Here is a 17186-nt window from a genome sequence, read left to right on the forward strand (position 1 = left end):
GTTTATCTCCTAAGGAAGTTTTGGAGGATTTTTTGTGTCTTTGAGATCTGATTTTAAAGTCTTCACGAAAAATTCTAGCTTTTCTTCATTACAGTTCAATTTATAGACAGTTGTATTTGAATAATTTTCTACAAATCTAATTATAAATCTGTAATATTCGTTTTCTTTATCAATTCTCAAAATAAAAAATGGTTCAATTGTTTCTAAACGTATCCTATCTTGATTCCCTGCTAATAATGCTTCAATCCCTGATATCAGCATTTTATATTCACTTTCTAATAAAGCGGCGGAGTAATCCCGGGCGATTACTTTATTATGTTCCAACAGTTCAAACATTGTTGAGATAAAAGGATCATCCTCCGCCTCTTGGTACCTTCTCGGTGTTATGTCAAGTTCCAGACAATCATCTCTAATTTTGGCCATGCTGCCTCCTCGTTTTGGGTGAAAAGAGAGGCTGGGAACCTCTCTTCGCATTAACAGACTAGGATTCATTTACCATTTCAATCATTTCTGCCGCTTCTAAGTACAATTCATTTATCTTGTTTTGAATTTCTTTTGCGATTTCTTCATCACTTTCTAGATCTGATAAATATCCAGCTTTACCTGAAAACAACTTTTTTTCACAAACCCTAAATGGTCTACACAATAGCCGTCTTCATTATCGCGAAAGTCGGTGCCGTCCAAATAAGTTGCAGAAAAAAATATCAGTGAATTATAGGTACTCTTAAAACAATCTGAGGCCCGTACTTCTTTTCCTATTTTTTTTCGTCTCTAAAAGCAGCTTCAATTTTCAAACCCATTTTTCTAAACTTTTCTTGATTGTTTCTTATTTTGTTTAATGCGATTCGTTCAAATTGTTTTTCTATTTGTAAGATCTCTTTTTGTGTAATAGAACGCAGGTTGATTTTTTTCATATTACACCTCAGTATTCTGGAATTATCCTCTTTCCATAGCCAGTAATGAGTTAAAGTGAGTTAAGTTCCACTTCTTGTGCAACACAGTTTTAAAAATAGTAATATTATTGAAATAACTTATCAATATTTTCCTAGGTATTTAAGGTTATTTTAAGGATTTCAGGGATTTATGACCTTTTACTCACAAAAAAACGGCGGTTTTCGTATTATGGATAGCGGAGATTTGTATTTTGCGCTCCCGCGTAGGATTGGGCGAAGTTTTTGGCATCCTGTGCTGAAAGCGCGCCATAGCTGTAATTCGATCTCGGATTCCAGCCGGTGCGCGGTAATTTCGGGGCATTGAGCGACGGGAATGAACCGATGTCGGTAAATTGGGCCGTTCCGTAGTCGTCTATCATTCCGCCTTTTTCATTTCCGTTACCGAAATAGTTGGCTTCTGAGAAGACAGTCGCGTTTGTATGAATGGTGAATCCTAAATTGAAATTGGTCACATAGTTGTTTTTCGCGTGAAAATAGCCGTATCTCATCAAGCCCGGCGAACGGACATAGACGTTATTAAAATAGTTGTTGGTGATGGTCATATGCGGATAGCCGATATAATTGCGTCCTTCGTTATCATCATTCGGATAACCGAGAATCAAGCCGTACAGATGATCGGAGAATTTAGAATTAGAAAGAGTCACAAAATCCGCTTTGGCACCGACGTACAGAAGCTTTCCCAAATCGCTGTGGCTGTTCGGATTGTAGCTGTGCCCTTCAAACCACACGTGGTCAATCCAGTAATTCTGTCCGTTCGCTATGTACATCGGAATGTCGTTGTTGCCCGTAATGCTGGCACTATGGCTGATAATGAGGTTTTTGAAAATCACATTGTTTGAGCCGGAGCCTGTTGTCAGATAGATGTTGGTCAGCCTGTGGCTGGTATAAGAGCCGACAATGGTTTTATTGGCGCCGACTGTCACAACGGCTTTACCCGGAGAGTAAATATCACTTGTGATGACAATGGTTTTGCGGTCTGTCCCGCCCGCATTGTTTTTCAAATCATTGAGATTGCTGACATAGACAAAGGAGCCGCCCTGGCCTCCCGATACGGCGGATTTTGCTTTTCCGTTATGATCCTTCGCATTTCCTGCGAACCCGGTAAGTCCCTGCATCACATCCGGATAAGCCGCTGCCGCTTCTGCCTGCTTGGATGCAGAACATAAGATAGCCAGACAAAGCGCAAAGCCGAGAGCAGCCAAGAAAGCGAGATGACGCGTCTTCTTTATCATGCCCTTCACTCCTTTAATCTCTTAAATTGTAAACACAAGAAGTATTATACAACTACTATCCTCTTTTTCCATGATCTGTTTGTCTGCTTTTTCGTTATGGCTGAAAAGCCCCAAAACGTAAAAAAGCAGCCTGGACGGCTGCCTATATACGGGTGCTGTCTGCCTGAGCCTGCTCCGGCACGGCTTTATGCTTTCTCATTAGGGACAGCGCCATCCCTGCAAAAATCATTACAATCCCCAAAGATTGATAAAGGTCGGGGCGAAATCCCGTAAATACGGTGTCAAGCACGATCGCGACAGCCGGGTCAAGAAATACGATGATTGAAATAAACCGGGTGGATAAAAACCGCAGGCTGTCAAAAAAGAGCAAATACACAATTCCCGTGTGAATGATGCCGGTCGACACAATCATAATCCAGTTCATATGCGACAAATCAGAAAAAGCGCCGAAACGGACGAACGGGAGAAGAATAATGACGCCCAATCCGGTCTGCAAACAGGTGACCGCATATGGGCTGAGGCTGTTGATGCCTTTCCCGGCCAGTGTCGTAAAGGCATAAAAAAGAGCGGCCAGCACGGCCCAAATAATCCCCGATCCCATCAGCTGGGAAAAGGACGTATTTCCGTTGATGCCGGAAATCAGGGCGGTTCCCAGAAAACAAATCACGATAGAACTGACGGATGCGAGACGCAGTTTTTCCCGGTATATGAGACTCCCGAGGAGAAGGACGAGAACCGGAGCCAAATGATAGACGGAAATCGCTATCGTCACTGATGTCTCCTCAAACGATTTAAATAAAAACACCCAGTTCAGCACAAGAAAAAAGCCGCAGGCCAGCGTCTGCAGAACCTCCCGCCGGTTCCATTGTTCGGTGCGGTAACGTCCGGAACCAAACCAGCAAACACCCAGAAACAATGAGGCGCACAGACACCTCACAAAAACCAGTTCAATCGACGGCACATTCGTATGTTCTGAGAAAAAGCCGATTGATCCGAAAATCACCATAGAAATCACCATTTTGATGACGGCATTTGATGTTTGTTTAGCTTGCATCGTGCTCTTCCTCCATATCATTGACTGTTTATTCAGACAAATACTAACAGCCATTTTACTTGATTCAGAGGAAGAAATCATCCTATTTTTCAGCCGGGGGCGGTCTTTTCTCATGAAAAAAGCCCCGCATCAGCAGGGCCGTTTGTTTAATGAACGATCAGTACAGGACAAGGAGACAATTGTGAGACCTTGTGGCTCACGCTTCCGAGCATCATTTCTTTAAATCCGCTGATTCCTCGGCTTCCGACGACAATCAGATTGAAATGCTGTTCTTTCGCTATGTTTAAAATTTGATGCGCAGGCTCACCTTGGACGTACAGGCTTTCCGCTTCTACTCCGCTTTCCGCCGCTTTTTGCTTGGCATCTTCCAGAATGGCTGCTCCTTTTTGCTCGACTTCATGTTTGATGTCTTCAATGAAGTTCTCCGGAACATAGACAATCCCGGTTAAGGCTGATGTGGAAACAACGGCTTCACGTCCCGCATAGAGAATGGTGAGCTCAGCCTGCTGTTCTTTCGCCAGGTGGATGGCTGCGTCCAGGGCTTTGCTGCTCATGTCTGAACCGTCTACTGCTGCAAGAATTTTTTTAAACATATGAATCCCGCCTTTCTGCTTTTATTGTCCTCCTCTCATTGCTGAATGTCAATTTTGCCGGCTTTCTCCGGAACATTGCCTTACAGACTTTCTCCATTTGTCGCGATGACGTCTTTATACCAATAAAAACTTTTCTTTCTCTTCCTTTCAAACGTGCCTGTTCCGTCATTGCCGCGGTCAACATAGATATAGCCGTAGCGTTTTTTCATTTCAGCAGTTGAGGCGCTGACGAGGTCAATCGGCCCCCACGACGTGTAACCGATCAGGTTGACTCCGTCTTCGATCGCCTCTCTTGCTTCTATTAAATGATCCCGCAGATATTTGATACGGTAATCATCCTGTATGCTTCCGTCTTCCTCCGGCTGATCTTGTGCGCCGAGCCCGTTTTCGACGATGAAGAGCGGTTTCTGATAACGGTCGTACAGCGTGTTTAAGGTAATGCGCAAGCCCTTCGGATCAATCTGCCAGCCCCATTCCGAAGATTCCAGATAAGGATTTTTCACGCCGCCGAGAAGATTCCCCTTCGATTGCGCCAGATCCTCAGGCGCGGTGCTTGCCGTCATCGACATGTAGTAGCTGAAGCCGATGTAATCCACCGTGTGTTCTTTCAGGAGCTCCTCGTCTCCTTCCTTCATCTCAATCGTAATTCCGTTTTCTTTAAAGAAGCGCTTCATGTAGCCCGGATAGCTGCCCCTCGCCTGCACATCAGAAAAGAACAGCGTGCTCCGCTCTTTCTGCAAAGCCGCATATACATCCTCCGGCTTCGGCGTCATCGGATACGTCGTCGTCGCGGCGATCATGCAGCCGATCTGTGAATCCGGGATGATCTCATGGCCGGCTTTTACCGCCAGCGCGCTCGCCACAAACTGGTGGTGGGCCGCTTGGTACATCGTGTTTTGTTTATTTTCGCCTTCCCGGAATACGAGACCGCCGCCTGTAAACGGAGCGTGAAGAACGACATTGATTTCATTGAATGTCATCCAATATTTCACCTTGTCTTTATAACGGGTGAAAACCGTGCGGGCGTACCTCTCATAGAAATCGACCGTTTGGCGGTTTCTCCAGCCGCCGTAATTTTTCACCAGACCGAGCGGCATCTCGTAGTGCGAAATCGTGACCACCGGTTCGATCTGATGTTTTCTCAATTCATCAAAAAGACGGTCGTAAAATTGCAGCCCTTCTTCATTCGGCTCTGTTTCATCGCCGTTCGGAAAGATTCTCGTCCACGCAATGGAGGTGCGGAACGCTTTAAAGCCCATCTCCGCAAACAGAGCGATGTCCTCTTGATAGCGGTGATAAAAATCAATCGCGTCGTGATACAGATTCAGCGCATCGTCTGTCTCATGGAACGGTGACATAATGCCGTCCGGGGAGACATCCGCCGTGGAAAGTCCTTTGCCGCCTTCTTTGTAAGCTCCTTCAATCTGATTGGCAGCCGTTGCGCCGCCCCATAAAAAACCTTCCGGAAATCTCTTCATGTTTTCTCCACCTCTTTTTCAGGATAACGCCAGAAGCGCTTCATTCGGTTTGACCATGCCGCTTTTTTTCACGTCTGTAAATGAATATTGATCCGTATTCGTAATGATGACCGGTGTGATCACGTCATAACCGGCAGCCTTTATTTCTTCGATATCAAAAGTAATCAGCAGATCTCCAGGCGCGACAGCATCGCCCTCTTTTACGTGCACCTCAAAATGTCTGCCATCCAGCCGGACCGTATCAAGCCCGATATGAATGAGAACCTCGGCTCCCCGGGCGCTCGTAATACCGATGGCGTGCTTTGTTTTAAATACGGCTGTCACCGTGCCCTCTACGGGAGAAACCGCCGCGCCCTCTTCAGGCAGAATCGCAAAGCCTTTTCCCATAATTTCACCGGAAAACACGCTGTCGTTCACTTCACTTAATGCTTTCACTTCACCTTTAATCGGGCTGTGAATGATTTCGCCGCCAGCCGTCACCCCCGGCATTCCAGGCGCTTTGGCCTGTTCGGGCTGTACATCTTCAAACCCGATCAGCAGTGCCGCCGCAATACCGGCCGCAAACGAGATAAAAAGCCCGATCAGCGCGTAAAGAAACGTCGGCCCGATAAAGACCGGAATGCTCGGCAGACCGGCGTTGCCGCCGACAATGTAGGAAGCGACGCCGGTTACACCGTAAAAAGCTCCGCCTGCCGCACCGCCGATTAACGCAGCCGCGAACGGTTTTTTCAATCTCATGTTGACGCCGTACATCGCGGGTTCGGTAATGCCCATCAAAGCCGTAATGCCCGTCGTAAACGCCAGCGACTTGAATGTTTTGTTCTTTGATTTCAAGAAAACCGCAAATGACGCGCCGGCCTGCCCCATGTTCGCCAAAAACATCGCAGGCAGAATGTAATCATGTCCGTTTTGAGCAATATTATTGATCATGATCGGCACAAGCGCATAATGCATCCCCGTCATAATGATGAGTGAAAATGTTCCGGCAAGCAGAATCATCGCGGCAATGCCCGCATGATTGAACAAATAATTGACGCCGACAGACAGGTAATTCCCGAGAATCGCGCCGAGCGGGCCGACCGTGATAAGCGTGACAGGCACGACGATCACAAGCGTAAGCATCGGCACAACAATCAATTTCAAGGATGAAGGGGTGATTCGGTCGATCCCTTTCTCCACATAGGACATCAGCCATATCGCCAGCAAAATCGGAATGACTGTCGATGAATACGTGGCAGCGGTTACAGGAAGACCGATAAAGGAGATGCTTTTCCCTGACCCAAGCAAAGCCGTCAAATCCGGATGCAGAATCGCACCCGCCACAGCGGCCGCCACGTACGGATTGCTTCCGAATTTTCTCGCCGCGCTTACCGCAAGCAAAAGCGGCAGAAAGTAAAACGCACCGTCGCCAACAGCCGTAAGAATGCTGTGAGTCTGGCTCTTCTCCGACATCCAGCCGAATGTCACCGCTAATGCGACAAGCCCTTTTATCATTCCGGCTCCGGCAATCGCCGGCAGAATCGGCGTAAACACGCCGGAAATCACATCAAACACGGCGCTCAGCATATTTTTCTTCTGCTTCGAGGTTTTGTTTGCGCTTTCATCACTGAGCCCGCTGCTCTCGATCAAAGCCTGATACACCTTCGGCACATGATTGCCGATAATGATCTGAAATTGCCCGCCGCTGATATTTGTCCCCATCACGCCTTCTGTCTGCTCCAGTGCGTTCCGATCTGCCTTCGCATTGTCATACAAATTAAAACGAAGCCGCGTCATGCAATGGATGACACTCTGAACATTCTCCTCCCCGCCGACAAGTTGTAAAATCTCTTTTGATATTTTATGATAGTCCATGAGTCTGCCTCCTTAAAAATGGGGGATCTGCCGGACGAAAGGTGGCCGCCTTTCTCCGGCTTTTTTTTATGAAATAAGCATCACCTCCGAAAAAAGGGTATAAAAAAAACCTAAACTGCACAGAGCAAGGGGGTCTTCCCCTGCCTGACGCAATTTAGGTTTTGCCTGCGGTTTGCAGTAACAATCCTAGGTGAATGATATTGGGTTGATATGTATACTTTAGCACTAGGGTTATGGGGGTGTCAACGCTTACATTTTAATGTTCTGTTGAAACAAATTAAAGTCTAAGTTATACGCAAGACTAAGCCTTCCCTTCCACGTATACGGCAACAATGAGGCTGGCTGATTAAATGGTTGATATCTGAAAACTCAAGTATCAAATGTGCATTTCATATCTGGGGCGTTTCAGCTTTTCTTCCAGAAATCAAAAACCTCTTATTGTGAATTCTAATTGTGATAGATAGCTATGCTCTGGCCCTACAACTCATTCTTGCCTTTTTTCTTTTTAATAAAGGCTTCAATATGATTAATTGTTTCCGTAAAATTCTCTTTAAATTCATGTTCCCATATCCTTAATACATGCCAGCCGATTTCTTGATAATAGGAAGTTACTTCTTTATCTCTTTCTTTATTTCTCTGTAACTTTTTCTCCCAATAAGCTGAATTGCTCTTTGGTTTATTCCCATGAATACTGCAGTCATGCCAGAAACAAGAATCAATAAAAATCACAATTTTGTATTTTTTTATAGCTATATCCGGTTGACCAAAAAGAGATTTTACATTCCTTCTAAACCTTAAACCCCTTCTCCATAATTCTGAAGAAACTTTATCCTCTAATTTAGACTTAGATTTTATTGCTTGCATGTTTTTTCTTCTTTGCTCTTTTGTATGAGTATCACCCATTGGCTTTAACCTCTCTTTTAATATTTAATATATTTCTTTCCTATATTAAGAGCAATAACCGTCATTTTTTTAAAAAATAAACTTGCAACGTAAGCTTAAAAAAGGGTATGCTGCTATAGAAAGAAACACCGAAAAACAGAGAATATATTTCCTATAAGCAGAAAGAGTTGAAAGAAATGAACAGCAATAATAAGAGATTTAAACTGGTTGATTTATTTGCTGGTGCTGGAGGTCTAAGCAAAGGATTTGAGCAAACTGGCTGCTTTGAAACAATTGGAGCGGTAGAAATAAATCAAGCAGCTATTGAAACTTATGTTTATAACCACGGCGGAAACAGAGACATTATTATTAGGCCGGACGAAAGTGATACCAGTGACATTAGTAAAATCGACTTCCGTAAATGGAAGAAGAGCAAAAACATTGATCCTAATTTGTTAACAATTATTGGCGGACCTCCTTGTCAAGGATTTTCCAATGCTAATAGGCAGAAAAATTATCTGATATCAGGAAATAATCAGCTTGTTATAGAGTTTTTTCGTGCTATTGATGAGATCCGGCCAGCTGCATTTCTTATGGAGAATGTGCCATCGATGAACTCAGATAAACATAAATTTTTCATCACAAAACATTTAGATAATTCGCGCTTTGCATATAGCTCTTTAGAACATTTAACTTGCTTATTTAATACATCAAAAGAAAAGTTGATTGAAAATAAGTTTTTAATGGATGATAAGATAATTCTAATGGAGTCAGTTGAAATATCACTAAGTCATATTTGGAGAAAAATCATCGATGGTTCAACTCCCCCTAAACCAATAATTGGGGATCATAACTACTTATCCCGCTTGAAAAGTATATCAAAAAAAATTATAAAGACAGAAGGTAATCCTAGCTTGTCACTAAAGGAAAAAAAAGATATTATTCGAATTATTGAGTTGATTAATCAACAACTAAAAACCTTCCAAGCAGATGGAGATCACCTAAGCACTAAAGATATAGTTTCTCGTGGAAAAGCAGCACTCCAATTGCTGCTTGAGGATTTTGAGGAATTTGATAAATGCGCTAAAAAAGATATCACTAACTTTATGAGTTTAAATCTAATACTGTTAAGAATAAAAGAACTAAATGATGAAAAAATTAGATATGAGCTTTATATAGATGATACACATAAGGATAATATTAAAATCATTGCAAAGGTTTGGTCTTATAATATTGTAAAATATCTTGAAATGGCATTCCACCAAATTGGATATAATACTGATTTCGGGGTCTTAACAGCTACAGACTTTGGCGTACCACAAATAAGAAGAAGGTTTATCATCCTTGGTGTTAGAAATGATTTATTTGAGAACAGTCCGAAACTTCCCGATGCGTTGGTACACTCAACACCTTTTACAGTAAGGGATGCAATACAGGATTTAGCCGATATAACGCCCCTTACAGATATGGAAAAAGCTAAACCATTAGATTATATAGAATCAGATGCGCAGGCATCGCCTATGCTTCGATATTTCAGAAAAGATGCTGATAAAGGGTTGATTGATAATCATATAAATACTGAAAGCCGTCAGCTAAGTAAAACTCGTTTTGAAGCAATACTTCAATTGAAAGGTAAAAATTTCCACAGTCTTAATGATGAGTTAAAAACAACCTACTCTGATGTGTCTAGAACACAGAATACAATCTATTTAAGACTAGACTATGGCAGTCCATCTCCTACAGTCGTTAACGTAAGGAAATCAATGTGGAGTCATCCAGAAAAAGCTAGAGCAATAAGTATTCGCGAGGCAGCCCGTCTGCAATCATTTCCAGATAATTTTAAATTTAGAGGGACAAAAGATCAGCAATATCAACAAGTAGGGAATGCAGTTCCCCCTTTGCTTGGACGTGCAGCAGCCGAGGCATTATTAAATGCTATGGGTGTTGAGCCTACTATCTCACTTAAAAATGAATTATTAGATTTAGAATAACAACAAGCTTGACGATAAAATCAGTATATCGTCAAGCTTTTTTGATAATTCTTGTTAAATCTTTTTAGAAAGATATACGTTTGGAATGAACTTATTTTATTATAGTTATATTAAAAAATTGAAAAACAGGGGGATTTATGAACATTATACTAACACGGCCATCAGCTGCACCAGTACTTCATGCACTCAGATCAATAGGTTATAAAGCAAAAACTGCAATTGCAGATATAGTTGATAATGCAATTGATGCTCAAGCCTCAAAAATCACATTACACTTTGAATATGATAAACTTAATGGCTATATTAAAATTGAAGATAATGGGAACGGTATGAGCGAAGAAGAAATACAGACTGCAATGAATATAGGAGCAAAAGATCCTAGAACTAAAAGATCACCAAATGAATTAGGCCGTTTTGGAATGGGGTTAAAAACTGCCTCATTTTCATTAGGAAAACGCTTAAGCGTTATAACAAAGAAAGATGGAGTATACCATGAGAGATGCTGGGATCTCGATTACGTATCTGAATGCAACGAATGGAATCTGTTGACTTCTATACCTACTCCGGTTAAAGAAGTGGCGGGCGAAATTAATGGATCTAGTGGTACTGTCATAATAATTGATAAACTTGATCGTTATATGCGCAATAAAAAAATACAACGAAAAACTTTTTTTTCAAAAACCGCTCAAATTCAAAAACATCTTGAATTTGTTTTTCATGATCTTATAGACAATAACAAGATTATTATTTCTATAAACGATGTTGAATTAACTCCTTGGGACCCTTTTATGACTGAGCATCCCTCAATAATTGAAGGAGAAGAAACACTATGGAAATTGGATGGACATAAAATGAAAGTCAAGTATACAATTCTTCCCCATGCCTCCAAACTTACTCGCACTGAATTTAAAAAAGCAGGCGGCGAAAGAGGATGGAGAGATCACCAAGGTTTATACATATATAGGGAAAATCGCTTATTACACTATGGAGATTGGAGAAACCTTTTCCCAAAAGATACTCAATCTCAATTAGCCAGAGTACGAATTGACATCTCTAATGAAGCGGATTCTGATTGGCACGTTGATGTTAAGAAGTCAATGGTTACAATACCCGAACAAGCCATAAAAATCTTACGTCCAATTGCCAAAGAAGCAAGAGATATCTCTAGAGAGATATCTTACTTCAGGACACAGTCTTCAATAGCTGGAAGCAAAATTAAAGGCAGCTTAAATACTTGGGAACAGTCTGGGAAAGATTCAGAATCCCCTTTTGTTTTAAATAAAAGTCATCCAATTTATTTAGAGTTATTAAAGATGTTGAATGAAGAACAAGCGCGAATGCTGAACTTTTTTTTGAAATTAATTGAAATAGGTTCACCTGTAAATATTATAGCAGTACCACAATTAGAAGATGAAATTCAAAATTTTACAGACCAACAGTTAGAAATGGTTCATCGCTTTGCTGAAACAATGACTCAACTTGGCCTTTTAAATACAAAAAAAGAAATTATCGAAGCACTAATGACTCAACCTGGTTTTGAGATGTTTAATAAAAGCACACTGAAATATATTCTAGAAAAGGAGAGCAAAGAATGAATATAAATTTCAACTTATTGGATTTTCATTTCCAGACAATTCACTCCAGTATGGAAGCTCACGGCCATAATCGAGATCAAGCTGCGGAAGAAGCTTTTGATTATGCCTTAAACATTCTTAATATAAAAGAAATCTCTCAAACTGAGAGAGAAAAAGCAAAAGCAAAAATCTTTTTCAAATATAAAATTGGGATGGAGTTGCCAAATAAAATTAGTGTGTTAGACGGAAAAAACAGAGATAACTGGTATTCACCATCAAAGAAAGCAACTTTTTACTTTTGGAATCGATATAGAAGATATTTGCTCGATAAAAAACAATGGGATTTTGAAACTGTGGATTCTATTGATAAATCAACTGATAAGATACTAGAATTCCTCGGTAATCCTGAGAACCCAAATCCTTTTGACAAAAGAGGGCTGGTTTTAGGATATGTTCAATCAGGAAAAACTGCAAATTTTACAGGTCTTATAAATAAAGCATTTGATGTCGGTTATAAATTAATCATTGTCCTCGCAGGAATTCATAACGATCTGCGGACTCAGACCCAAATAAGATTAGAAGAAGAAGTTGTTGGTAATCGTACAGATAAGAGCGGGTGCCCAGTTGGCGTAGCTGAAATCAGACCAAATAATGATGATCATATTATTGGAACATGGACTACCGAAAAGCATGATATATCTGCTCGCACAACCCCTCAAGTGTCCCATCTGAATAAGCCAACTTTAATGGTCGTTAAGAAAAACAAGTCAGTATTGGAAACACTTATTGAACAATTAATCAATCATAGAAGACTTTATCAATTAGATATACCGGTCTTAATAATTGATGATGAAGCAGACCAAGCCTCAATTGATACGGCGGACAAGATAAAAGAAGAAGAACCAAAAACAATTAATAAATTAATTAGACAGCTATTAGATATTTTTCCACGCAGAAATTATGTCGGTTATACTGCTACTCCTTTTGCAAACTTGTTAATCGATGTAACTTCTGAAACAGAGGCTGAAGGCAAGGATCTTTATCCTAAAGATTTTCTAATTGGTCTGCCAAAACCAACAGGATATTGTGGGCCTGAAGAGTTTTTTAACACTGAAGAAAACTCTAATTATAGTAAACCTAGTTTAATTAAGTATTTAGATAGTGATGAAGAGAAACTCATTGGGTCAATAAAAAAAGTGGACGACTTAGAAATATTTGATTCCGTTCCAAGTCAAATGAAAAAAGCGATTTTATCCTTTTTAATCACTATTGCGATAAGAAATCTAAGAGGCCAGAAAAAAAAGCATAATTCAATGCTCATCCATATCTCCAGATTAAAGGGTGTTCAAACCTATATTAAAGATGTAATCGCTGAAGAATTCGCGTCTTATACAGATTCTATACTTTATGACCAATACAGTCCTATAATAGATGAACTTAAATTTATTTATGATCATGAAATAACTAAAACAACGGAAGAATGGGATAACAGTATCAAGACCTTTGAATGGAACACTGTATTAAAAGAGATAAAAAAAAGCATTATAACAGTACAATTATTTGCAATTAATGGCGACAGTAGCGATGCTTTAGATTATCACAGCTATAAAGAAGACGGGCTAAATGTTATTGCAATTGGAGGAGACAAACTTTCAAGGGGCCTTACCCTTGAAGGATTAAGCATTACATACTATACACGCAATACTCTTATGTATGATACATTAATGCAAATGGGCCGTTGGTTTGGTTATCGAGAAGGTTATATAGACCTTTGCCGGATTTATACATCAAAGACAATAGCAAACCATTTTGAACATCTGGCTATTGCTATGCAAAAGTTGCGTGAGGAACTTGATTATATGGCAGAAAAAAACAAAACGCCAATGCAATATGCAGTACGCATGTTAAGTCATGAAACAATGAGATTAACAAGTTTATTAAAAATGAAAATGGCGACTAATTATAATGCTCGTTTTGATGCAAGTCTGCAGCAGACAAGAGTTTTTAATGCTTCTGAAACTTTCTTTCGCAATAACATGAAGGCTGTGTCAGATCTTGTTTCTAACCTTACTTTTTCTACAATTCAGAGAAAAAAGTCTTTATATCACCTAGCTAAAAATGTGAATATACATACTATATTGAAATTCTTTCAAAAGTACCAAACTAGTGAGCATGCAACAATAGTTAAATCAAATTTACTATCAAATTATATAGCCCTTGCCAATAAAGAAAATAATGAACTGGAAAATTGGACAGTAGCAGTATTTGAAGGTCAAATGTCAAATCATATTGTACCTAACCATCCTGTTAAATTAGGAAGTTTATATCTATCAAATACCGTTATGCGTGGAGAGAAAGCACATGAATACAATAAATCCAGAGAGCTAGTAGATATACGGGCAATTGTAGCAGATAACCAAGAATTTCTAGATTTGGATGAAAAAAAACTTGTCACCTCGAAATCAAAGAGGAAAATGCGTGAAGAAAGAGACAAAACTCAAGGCTTTCTTATGATTTATCCTTTAAATCCAAACGTAAAAATATTTAGTGATTTAGAAATAAAATTTAGCGAAGAACTCGTACCGATAGGAGTTGCCCTTTCTTTTCCCGGGACTAATATTGAAAATGATAAAGTCTATCAAATAAACAGCACGGTACCGCAGGTTCAAGGAGAACAAAGTGGTTTCAATAAAAAATGAATTTACAGAAATGTTTAATGAATCAATGCATCCTGTTCAGCCTGCTCCATTAAAACTAAGGCTTGTTTTGGTCGATCCTGTTGCTGTTTTTGCAGGAATCAATCCAAGTTCAGAACAAAGGATTTTATTTATTACTGCTGGTAAAAAAGCATGGGGAAAAGAACAAATTATATCTTTACCTAAGTGGAAAGGCATGACTATTAGCTTTGATTTCCACTTTAAGATTGGACCTTTTGAAAACGAATATGTTGTAGCTATCAGCCAAGAAAAAGGGTATGACACAGATGTATTTGTGTCTGTTTTACAAAATATTCTAGAAACAATCACTTTAAAGGCTGAAACAGAAGAATTATATCCTTTATTATATCGAACTTTAGATAAGTGGAAAGCTTTCTTTTCTAAAGGTGGGTATAAAAAATTAACAGAGGAACAACAAAAAGGACTTTTCGGCGAACTTTACTATATAAAAAAATGGATTGAAAAAAACCCTGGAATTCCTCCAACTTTAATAAATTGCTGGGAAGGTCCCTTAACAGGTCGTTTGGATTTTAATATGTTACACCACTGTATTGAAATAAAAACAGTAACAGAAAAAATAGGTAAGAAAGTGAAGATTTCCAATGAGACGCAACTAACCTTAACAGAGGCCGTACAATCTATATACTTGTATGTTTGCTTTATTGAGAATAGCCAAACCCATGGTACATCACTCGATTCAATGGTTAATACTATTAGAGACTTAATTGAAAGCATGTCTCAAGAAATATTACTGGTATTTAATGAACTACTGATAAAAGCCGGTTATCGTGATGGGGAGTATGCTGAGAATCTCTTTGCAATTAACAGCGTTGAAGTCTATGATGCAAATGAGAATTTTCCCCGTATTTTACCGGAATCTCTTCACTCTGCTGTATCTCATGTTAGTTATTCTATAGATTTAAAAGCTTGTGAAGAGTTTTTATTACAAGAAAACCGTGCCTACAATACAAAATGGAGCTGAATATTAATATGTTGGAACGACAGCTAGAAAGAAATTTTTTAGGTAATCTATTAAATATAGTACTAGAAAAAGCCGCAAAAGAAGGGAATTTCCAGAATGTTTTTCTAAATGAAATGCTTAAGTACATTGATAGCGAAAATGACCCTAATATTTTATATCCTCCCTATAAAAATACACATAAAAAAATTTTAGTAAATGCTTATTCCAACATTAAGGAGGAAAGCAGGCTTCAGTTGTATGTAGTAGATTATGATAGTGAACAAAGTGAAGATGAGATGCTGACTATAACTATGTCTGAAATAAATTCTATAGCTGAAAAAGCAAAACGTTTCTATACAAATGCAAAATTGCTTTTTAACAATATAGATCCGTCTCAAGAATCCCATTCTCTCGCAAGAACAATTATAGAGAATGATATAAATAATATTGATATTATAGTTGTAACAAACAGGTTTTACAGATCAAATAAAATGGTCAAGTTAAACATACCGGGTATTAATGAAGTGCATGTTCATGTATGGGACGTCGAAAGAGCTTATCAACTGTACTCTGCCGATAATGGAGATCAGCTAACTTTTATTGATTTTAAAAGTCAGTTTGACGAAACTTTTGAGATGATGTATGTACCGGACAATAAGGCTAAGAATTTTGAATGTTATATTGGCTTTATCCCTGCAGAACTTTTAGCCAAAATTTACAATTTTTGGGGACCAAAATTAGTTGAAAGAAACGTTCGTTCCTTCCTGCAGGCACGTGCACAAACAAATAGAGGAATTAGAGATACACTCAAAAATCCCGAGGAGCGTAAAATGTTTGTAGCCTATAACAATGGGATATCTTCTGTGGCCAGAAGCGGAGACATTGAAAAATCTGCTGAGGGCATCAACCTCTATACTATAAAAGGGCTTGATGGGTGGCAGATTGTAAACGGCGGACAGACTACGGCTTCTATTCACCGAGCTTACTTGGAAGGTATTGATTTAAGTGATGTCTACATACAAACTAAATTAACAATATTGAAGGTAAGCAGTAAAAATGAAGACGAGCGAATTAAATTAGAAGATAACATGGTTGCTAAAATATCGGAATTTGCCAACACTCAAAACAAAATTAATAAGTCGGATCTTCTAGCCAACACTCGATTTATGTCAGAGATTGAAATGTTCTCCAGAAGCACATGGATACCTGTCCATGATGGACGTAAAGCGGGTGAAAAATGGTATTTTGAACGTACTAGAGGCCAATATATGGTTGATGTTAACAGATTCAAGAAAGATAAAGGATCAAATAACTTCAAAAAACAAAATCCTTCAGATAAAGTGCTTTCCAAAGTAGACCTGGCAAAGTATTTTATGTCTTGGGAAGGTTTCCCTCACATTTCAAGTAAAGGAGGGGAAGCAGCTTTTAAAGAATTTATGGAACACAATTCGCTTTATTGGAAAACTGAAAAAAATGAAGATGGTAGAAAAAGCTTAAGCCTTGATGATTATAAAAAATTAATAGCGCGAGTTATTATTAACATGCGAGTACATGAAATTGTATCTGAACAAAAACTTAAAGGGTATAGAGCTAACGTTGTTTATTATTCCGTAGCAATCCTAAAAGAAATATATGGTGATCAAATAAGCCTAATTAAAGTTTGGGAAAACCAAAAATTATCAGATGTTTGGAACCCTATCATTGCAACTATCGCGAATGTTACTTTAAATTATTTAAGGGATTCTGCTGGAGAACGAAATGTTACACAGTGGGCTAAACAAGAAGCCTGTTGGGATGAATTCAAAAAGGAACATAAGTCCACACTACAATATCTAAGATAGATAACAATTTGAAAAACTCTTTTACGTGAGGAAGATATCAACGAAAAAGAGTTTTT

At 39.3% G+C, this 17186-nt stretch carries 13 protein-coding genes; 5 read left to right on the forward strand and 8 right to left on the reverse strand.

The genetic code is table 11. The features are described 5' to 3' along the window. Positions 1 to 9: 9 nt before the first annotated feature. The 8 genes from MHH91_RS19755 to MHH91_RS19790 form a co-directional block, all read right to left on the reverse strand. Positions 10 to 423, reverse strand: a complete 414-nt coding sequence (locus tag MHH91_RS19755; RefSeq protein WP_014471237.1) for a WapI family immunity protein — start codon at positions 421 to 423, stop codon at positions 10 to 12. A 332-nt stretch (positions 424 to 755) separates the two neighbouring features. Further along, a complete protein-coding gene (locus MHH91_RS19760; RefSeq protein WP_013354119.1) occupies positions 756 to 914 on the reverse strand; it encodes a hypothetical protein in 159 nt (52 codons plus the stop codon). A 206-nt stretch (positions 915 to 1120) separates the two neighbouring features. After that, positions 1121 to 2185 carry a polysaccharide lyase family 1 protein gene (locus MHH91_RS19765; protein WP_014472376.1) on the reverse strand — a complete coding sequence of 355 codons (1065 nt, stop codon included), beginning with the start codon at positions 2183 to 2185 and terminating at the stop codon, positions 1121 to 1123. Between the two features lie 142 nt (positions 2186 to 2327). Beyond that, on the reverse strand, positions 2328 to 3239 hold the full coding sequence (locus MHH91_RS19770; protein WP_013354121.1) for a DMT family transporter: 912 nt from the start codon (positions 3237 to 3239) through the stop codon (positions 2328 to 2330). A gap of 146 nt (positions 3240 to 3385) precedes the next feature. Beyond that, on the reverse strand, positions 3386 to 3832 hold the full coding sequence (locus tag MHH91_RS19775; RefSeq protein WP_013354122.1) for a universal stress protein: 447 nt from the start codon (positions 3830 to 3832) through the stop codon (positions 3386 to 3388). Between the two features lie 80 nt (positions 3833 to 3912). After that, positions 3913 to 5310: a 6-phospho-beta-glucosidase gene (locus MHH91_RS19780; protein WP_013354123.1), complete on the reverse strand. Its 1398-nt coding sequence runs from the start codon at positions 5308 to 5310 to the stop codon at positions 3913 to 3915. Between the two features lie 18 nt (positions 5311 to 5328). Continuing rightward, positions 5329 to 7164 (reverse strand): beta-glucoside-specific PTS transporter subunit IIABC, encoded by a 1836-nt coding sequence (locus MHH91_RS19785; protein WP_013354124.1) that lies wholly within the window; start codon positions 7162 to 7164, stop codon positions 5329 to 5331. A gap of 477 nt (positions 7165 to 7641) precedes the next feature. Next, a complete protein-coding gene (locus MHH91_RS19790) occupies positions 7642 to 8067 on the reverse strand; it encodes a very short patch repair endonuclease (RefSeq protein WP_013354125.1) in 426 nt (141 codons plus the stop codon). A 176-nt stretch (positions 8068 to 8243) separates the two neighbouring features. Between MHH91_RS19790 and MHH91_RS19795 the strand changes: the two genes are divergently transcribed. The 5 genes from MHH91_RS19795 (at position 8244) to MHH91_RS19815 (ending at position 17130) form a co-directional block, all read left to right on the forward strand. Beyond that, positions 8244 to 10037 carry a DNA cytosine methyltransferase gene (locus MHH91_RS19795; RefSeq protein WP_013354126.1) on the forward strand — a complete coding sequence of 598 codons (1794 nt, stop codon included), beginning with the start codon at positions 8244 to 8246 and terminating at the stop codon, positions 10035 to 10037. Between the two features lie 137 nt (positions 10038 to 10174). Then, positions 10175 to 11632 (forward strand): ATP-binding protein, encoded by a 1458-nt coding sequence (locus MHH91_RS19800; protein ID WP_013354127.1) that lies wholly within the window; start codon positions 10175 to 10177, stop codon positions 11630 to 11632. Beyond that, the gene (locus MHH91_RS19805) at positions 11629 to 14310 is read left to right on the forward strand and encodes a Z1 domain-containing protein (protein WP_061573607.1); all 2682 of its coding nucleotides are present in this window, start codon (positions 11629 to 11631) and stop codon (positions 14308 to 14310) included. Before MHH91_RS19800 ends, MHH91_RS19805 begins: the two co-directional genes overlap by 4 nt. Further along, positions 14291 to 15310 (forward strand): PD-(D/E)XK motif protein, encoded by a 1020-nt coding sequence (locus MHH91_RS19810; RefSeq protein ID WP_014471242.1) that lies wholly within the window; start codon positions 14291 to 14293, stop codon positions 15308 to 15310. Before MHH91_RS19805 ends, MHH91_RS19810 begins: the two co-directional genes overlap by 20 nt. An 8-nt stretch (positions 15311 to 15318) precedes the next feature. Then, positions 15319 to 17130 (forward strand): AIPR family protein, encoded by a 1812-nt coding sequence (locus MHH91_RS19815; RefSeq protein ID WP_013354130.1) that lies wholly within the window; start codon positions 15319 to 15321, stop codon positions 17128 to 17130. Positions 17131 to 17186: the final 56 nt, after the last annotated feature.

This window comes from Bacillus sp. FSL K6-2819, from assembly GCF_038008305.1.
In the GTDB taxonomy this organism is placed as follows: domain Bacteria; phylum Bacillota; class Bacilli; order Bacillales; family Bacillaceae; genus Bacillus; species Bacillus amyloliquefaciens.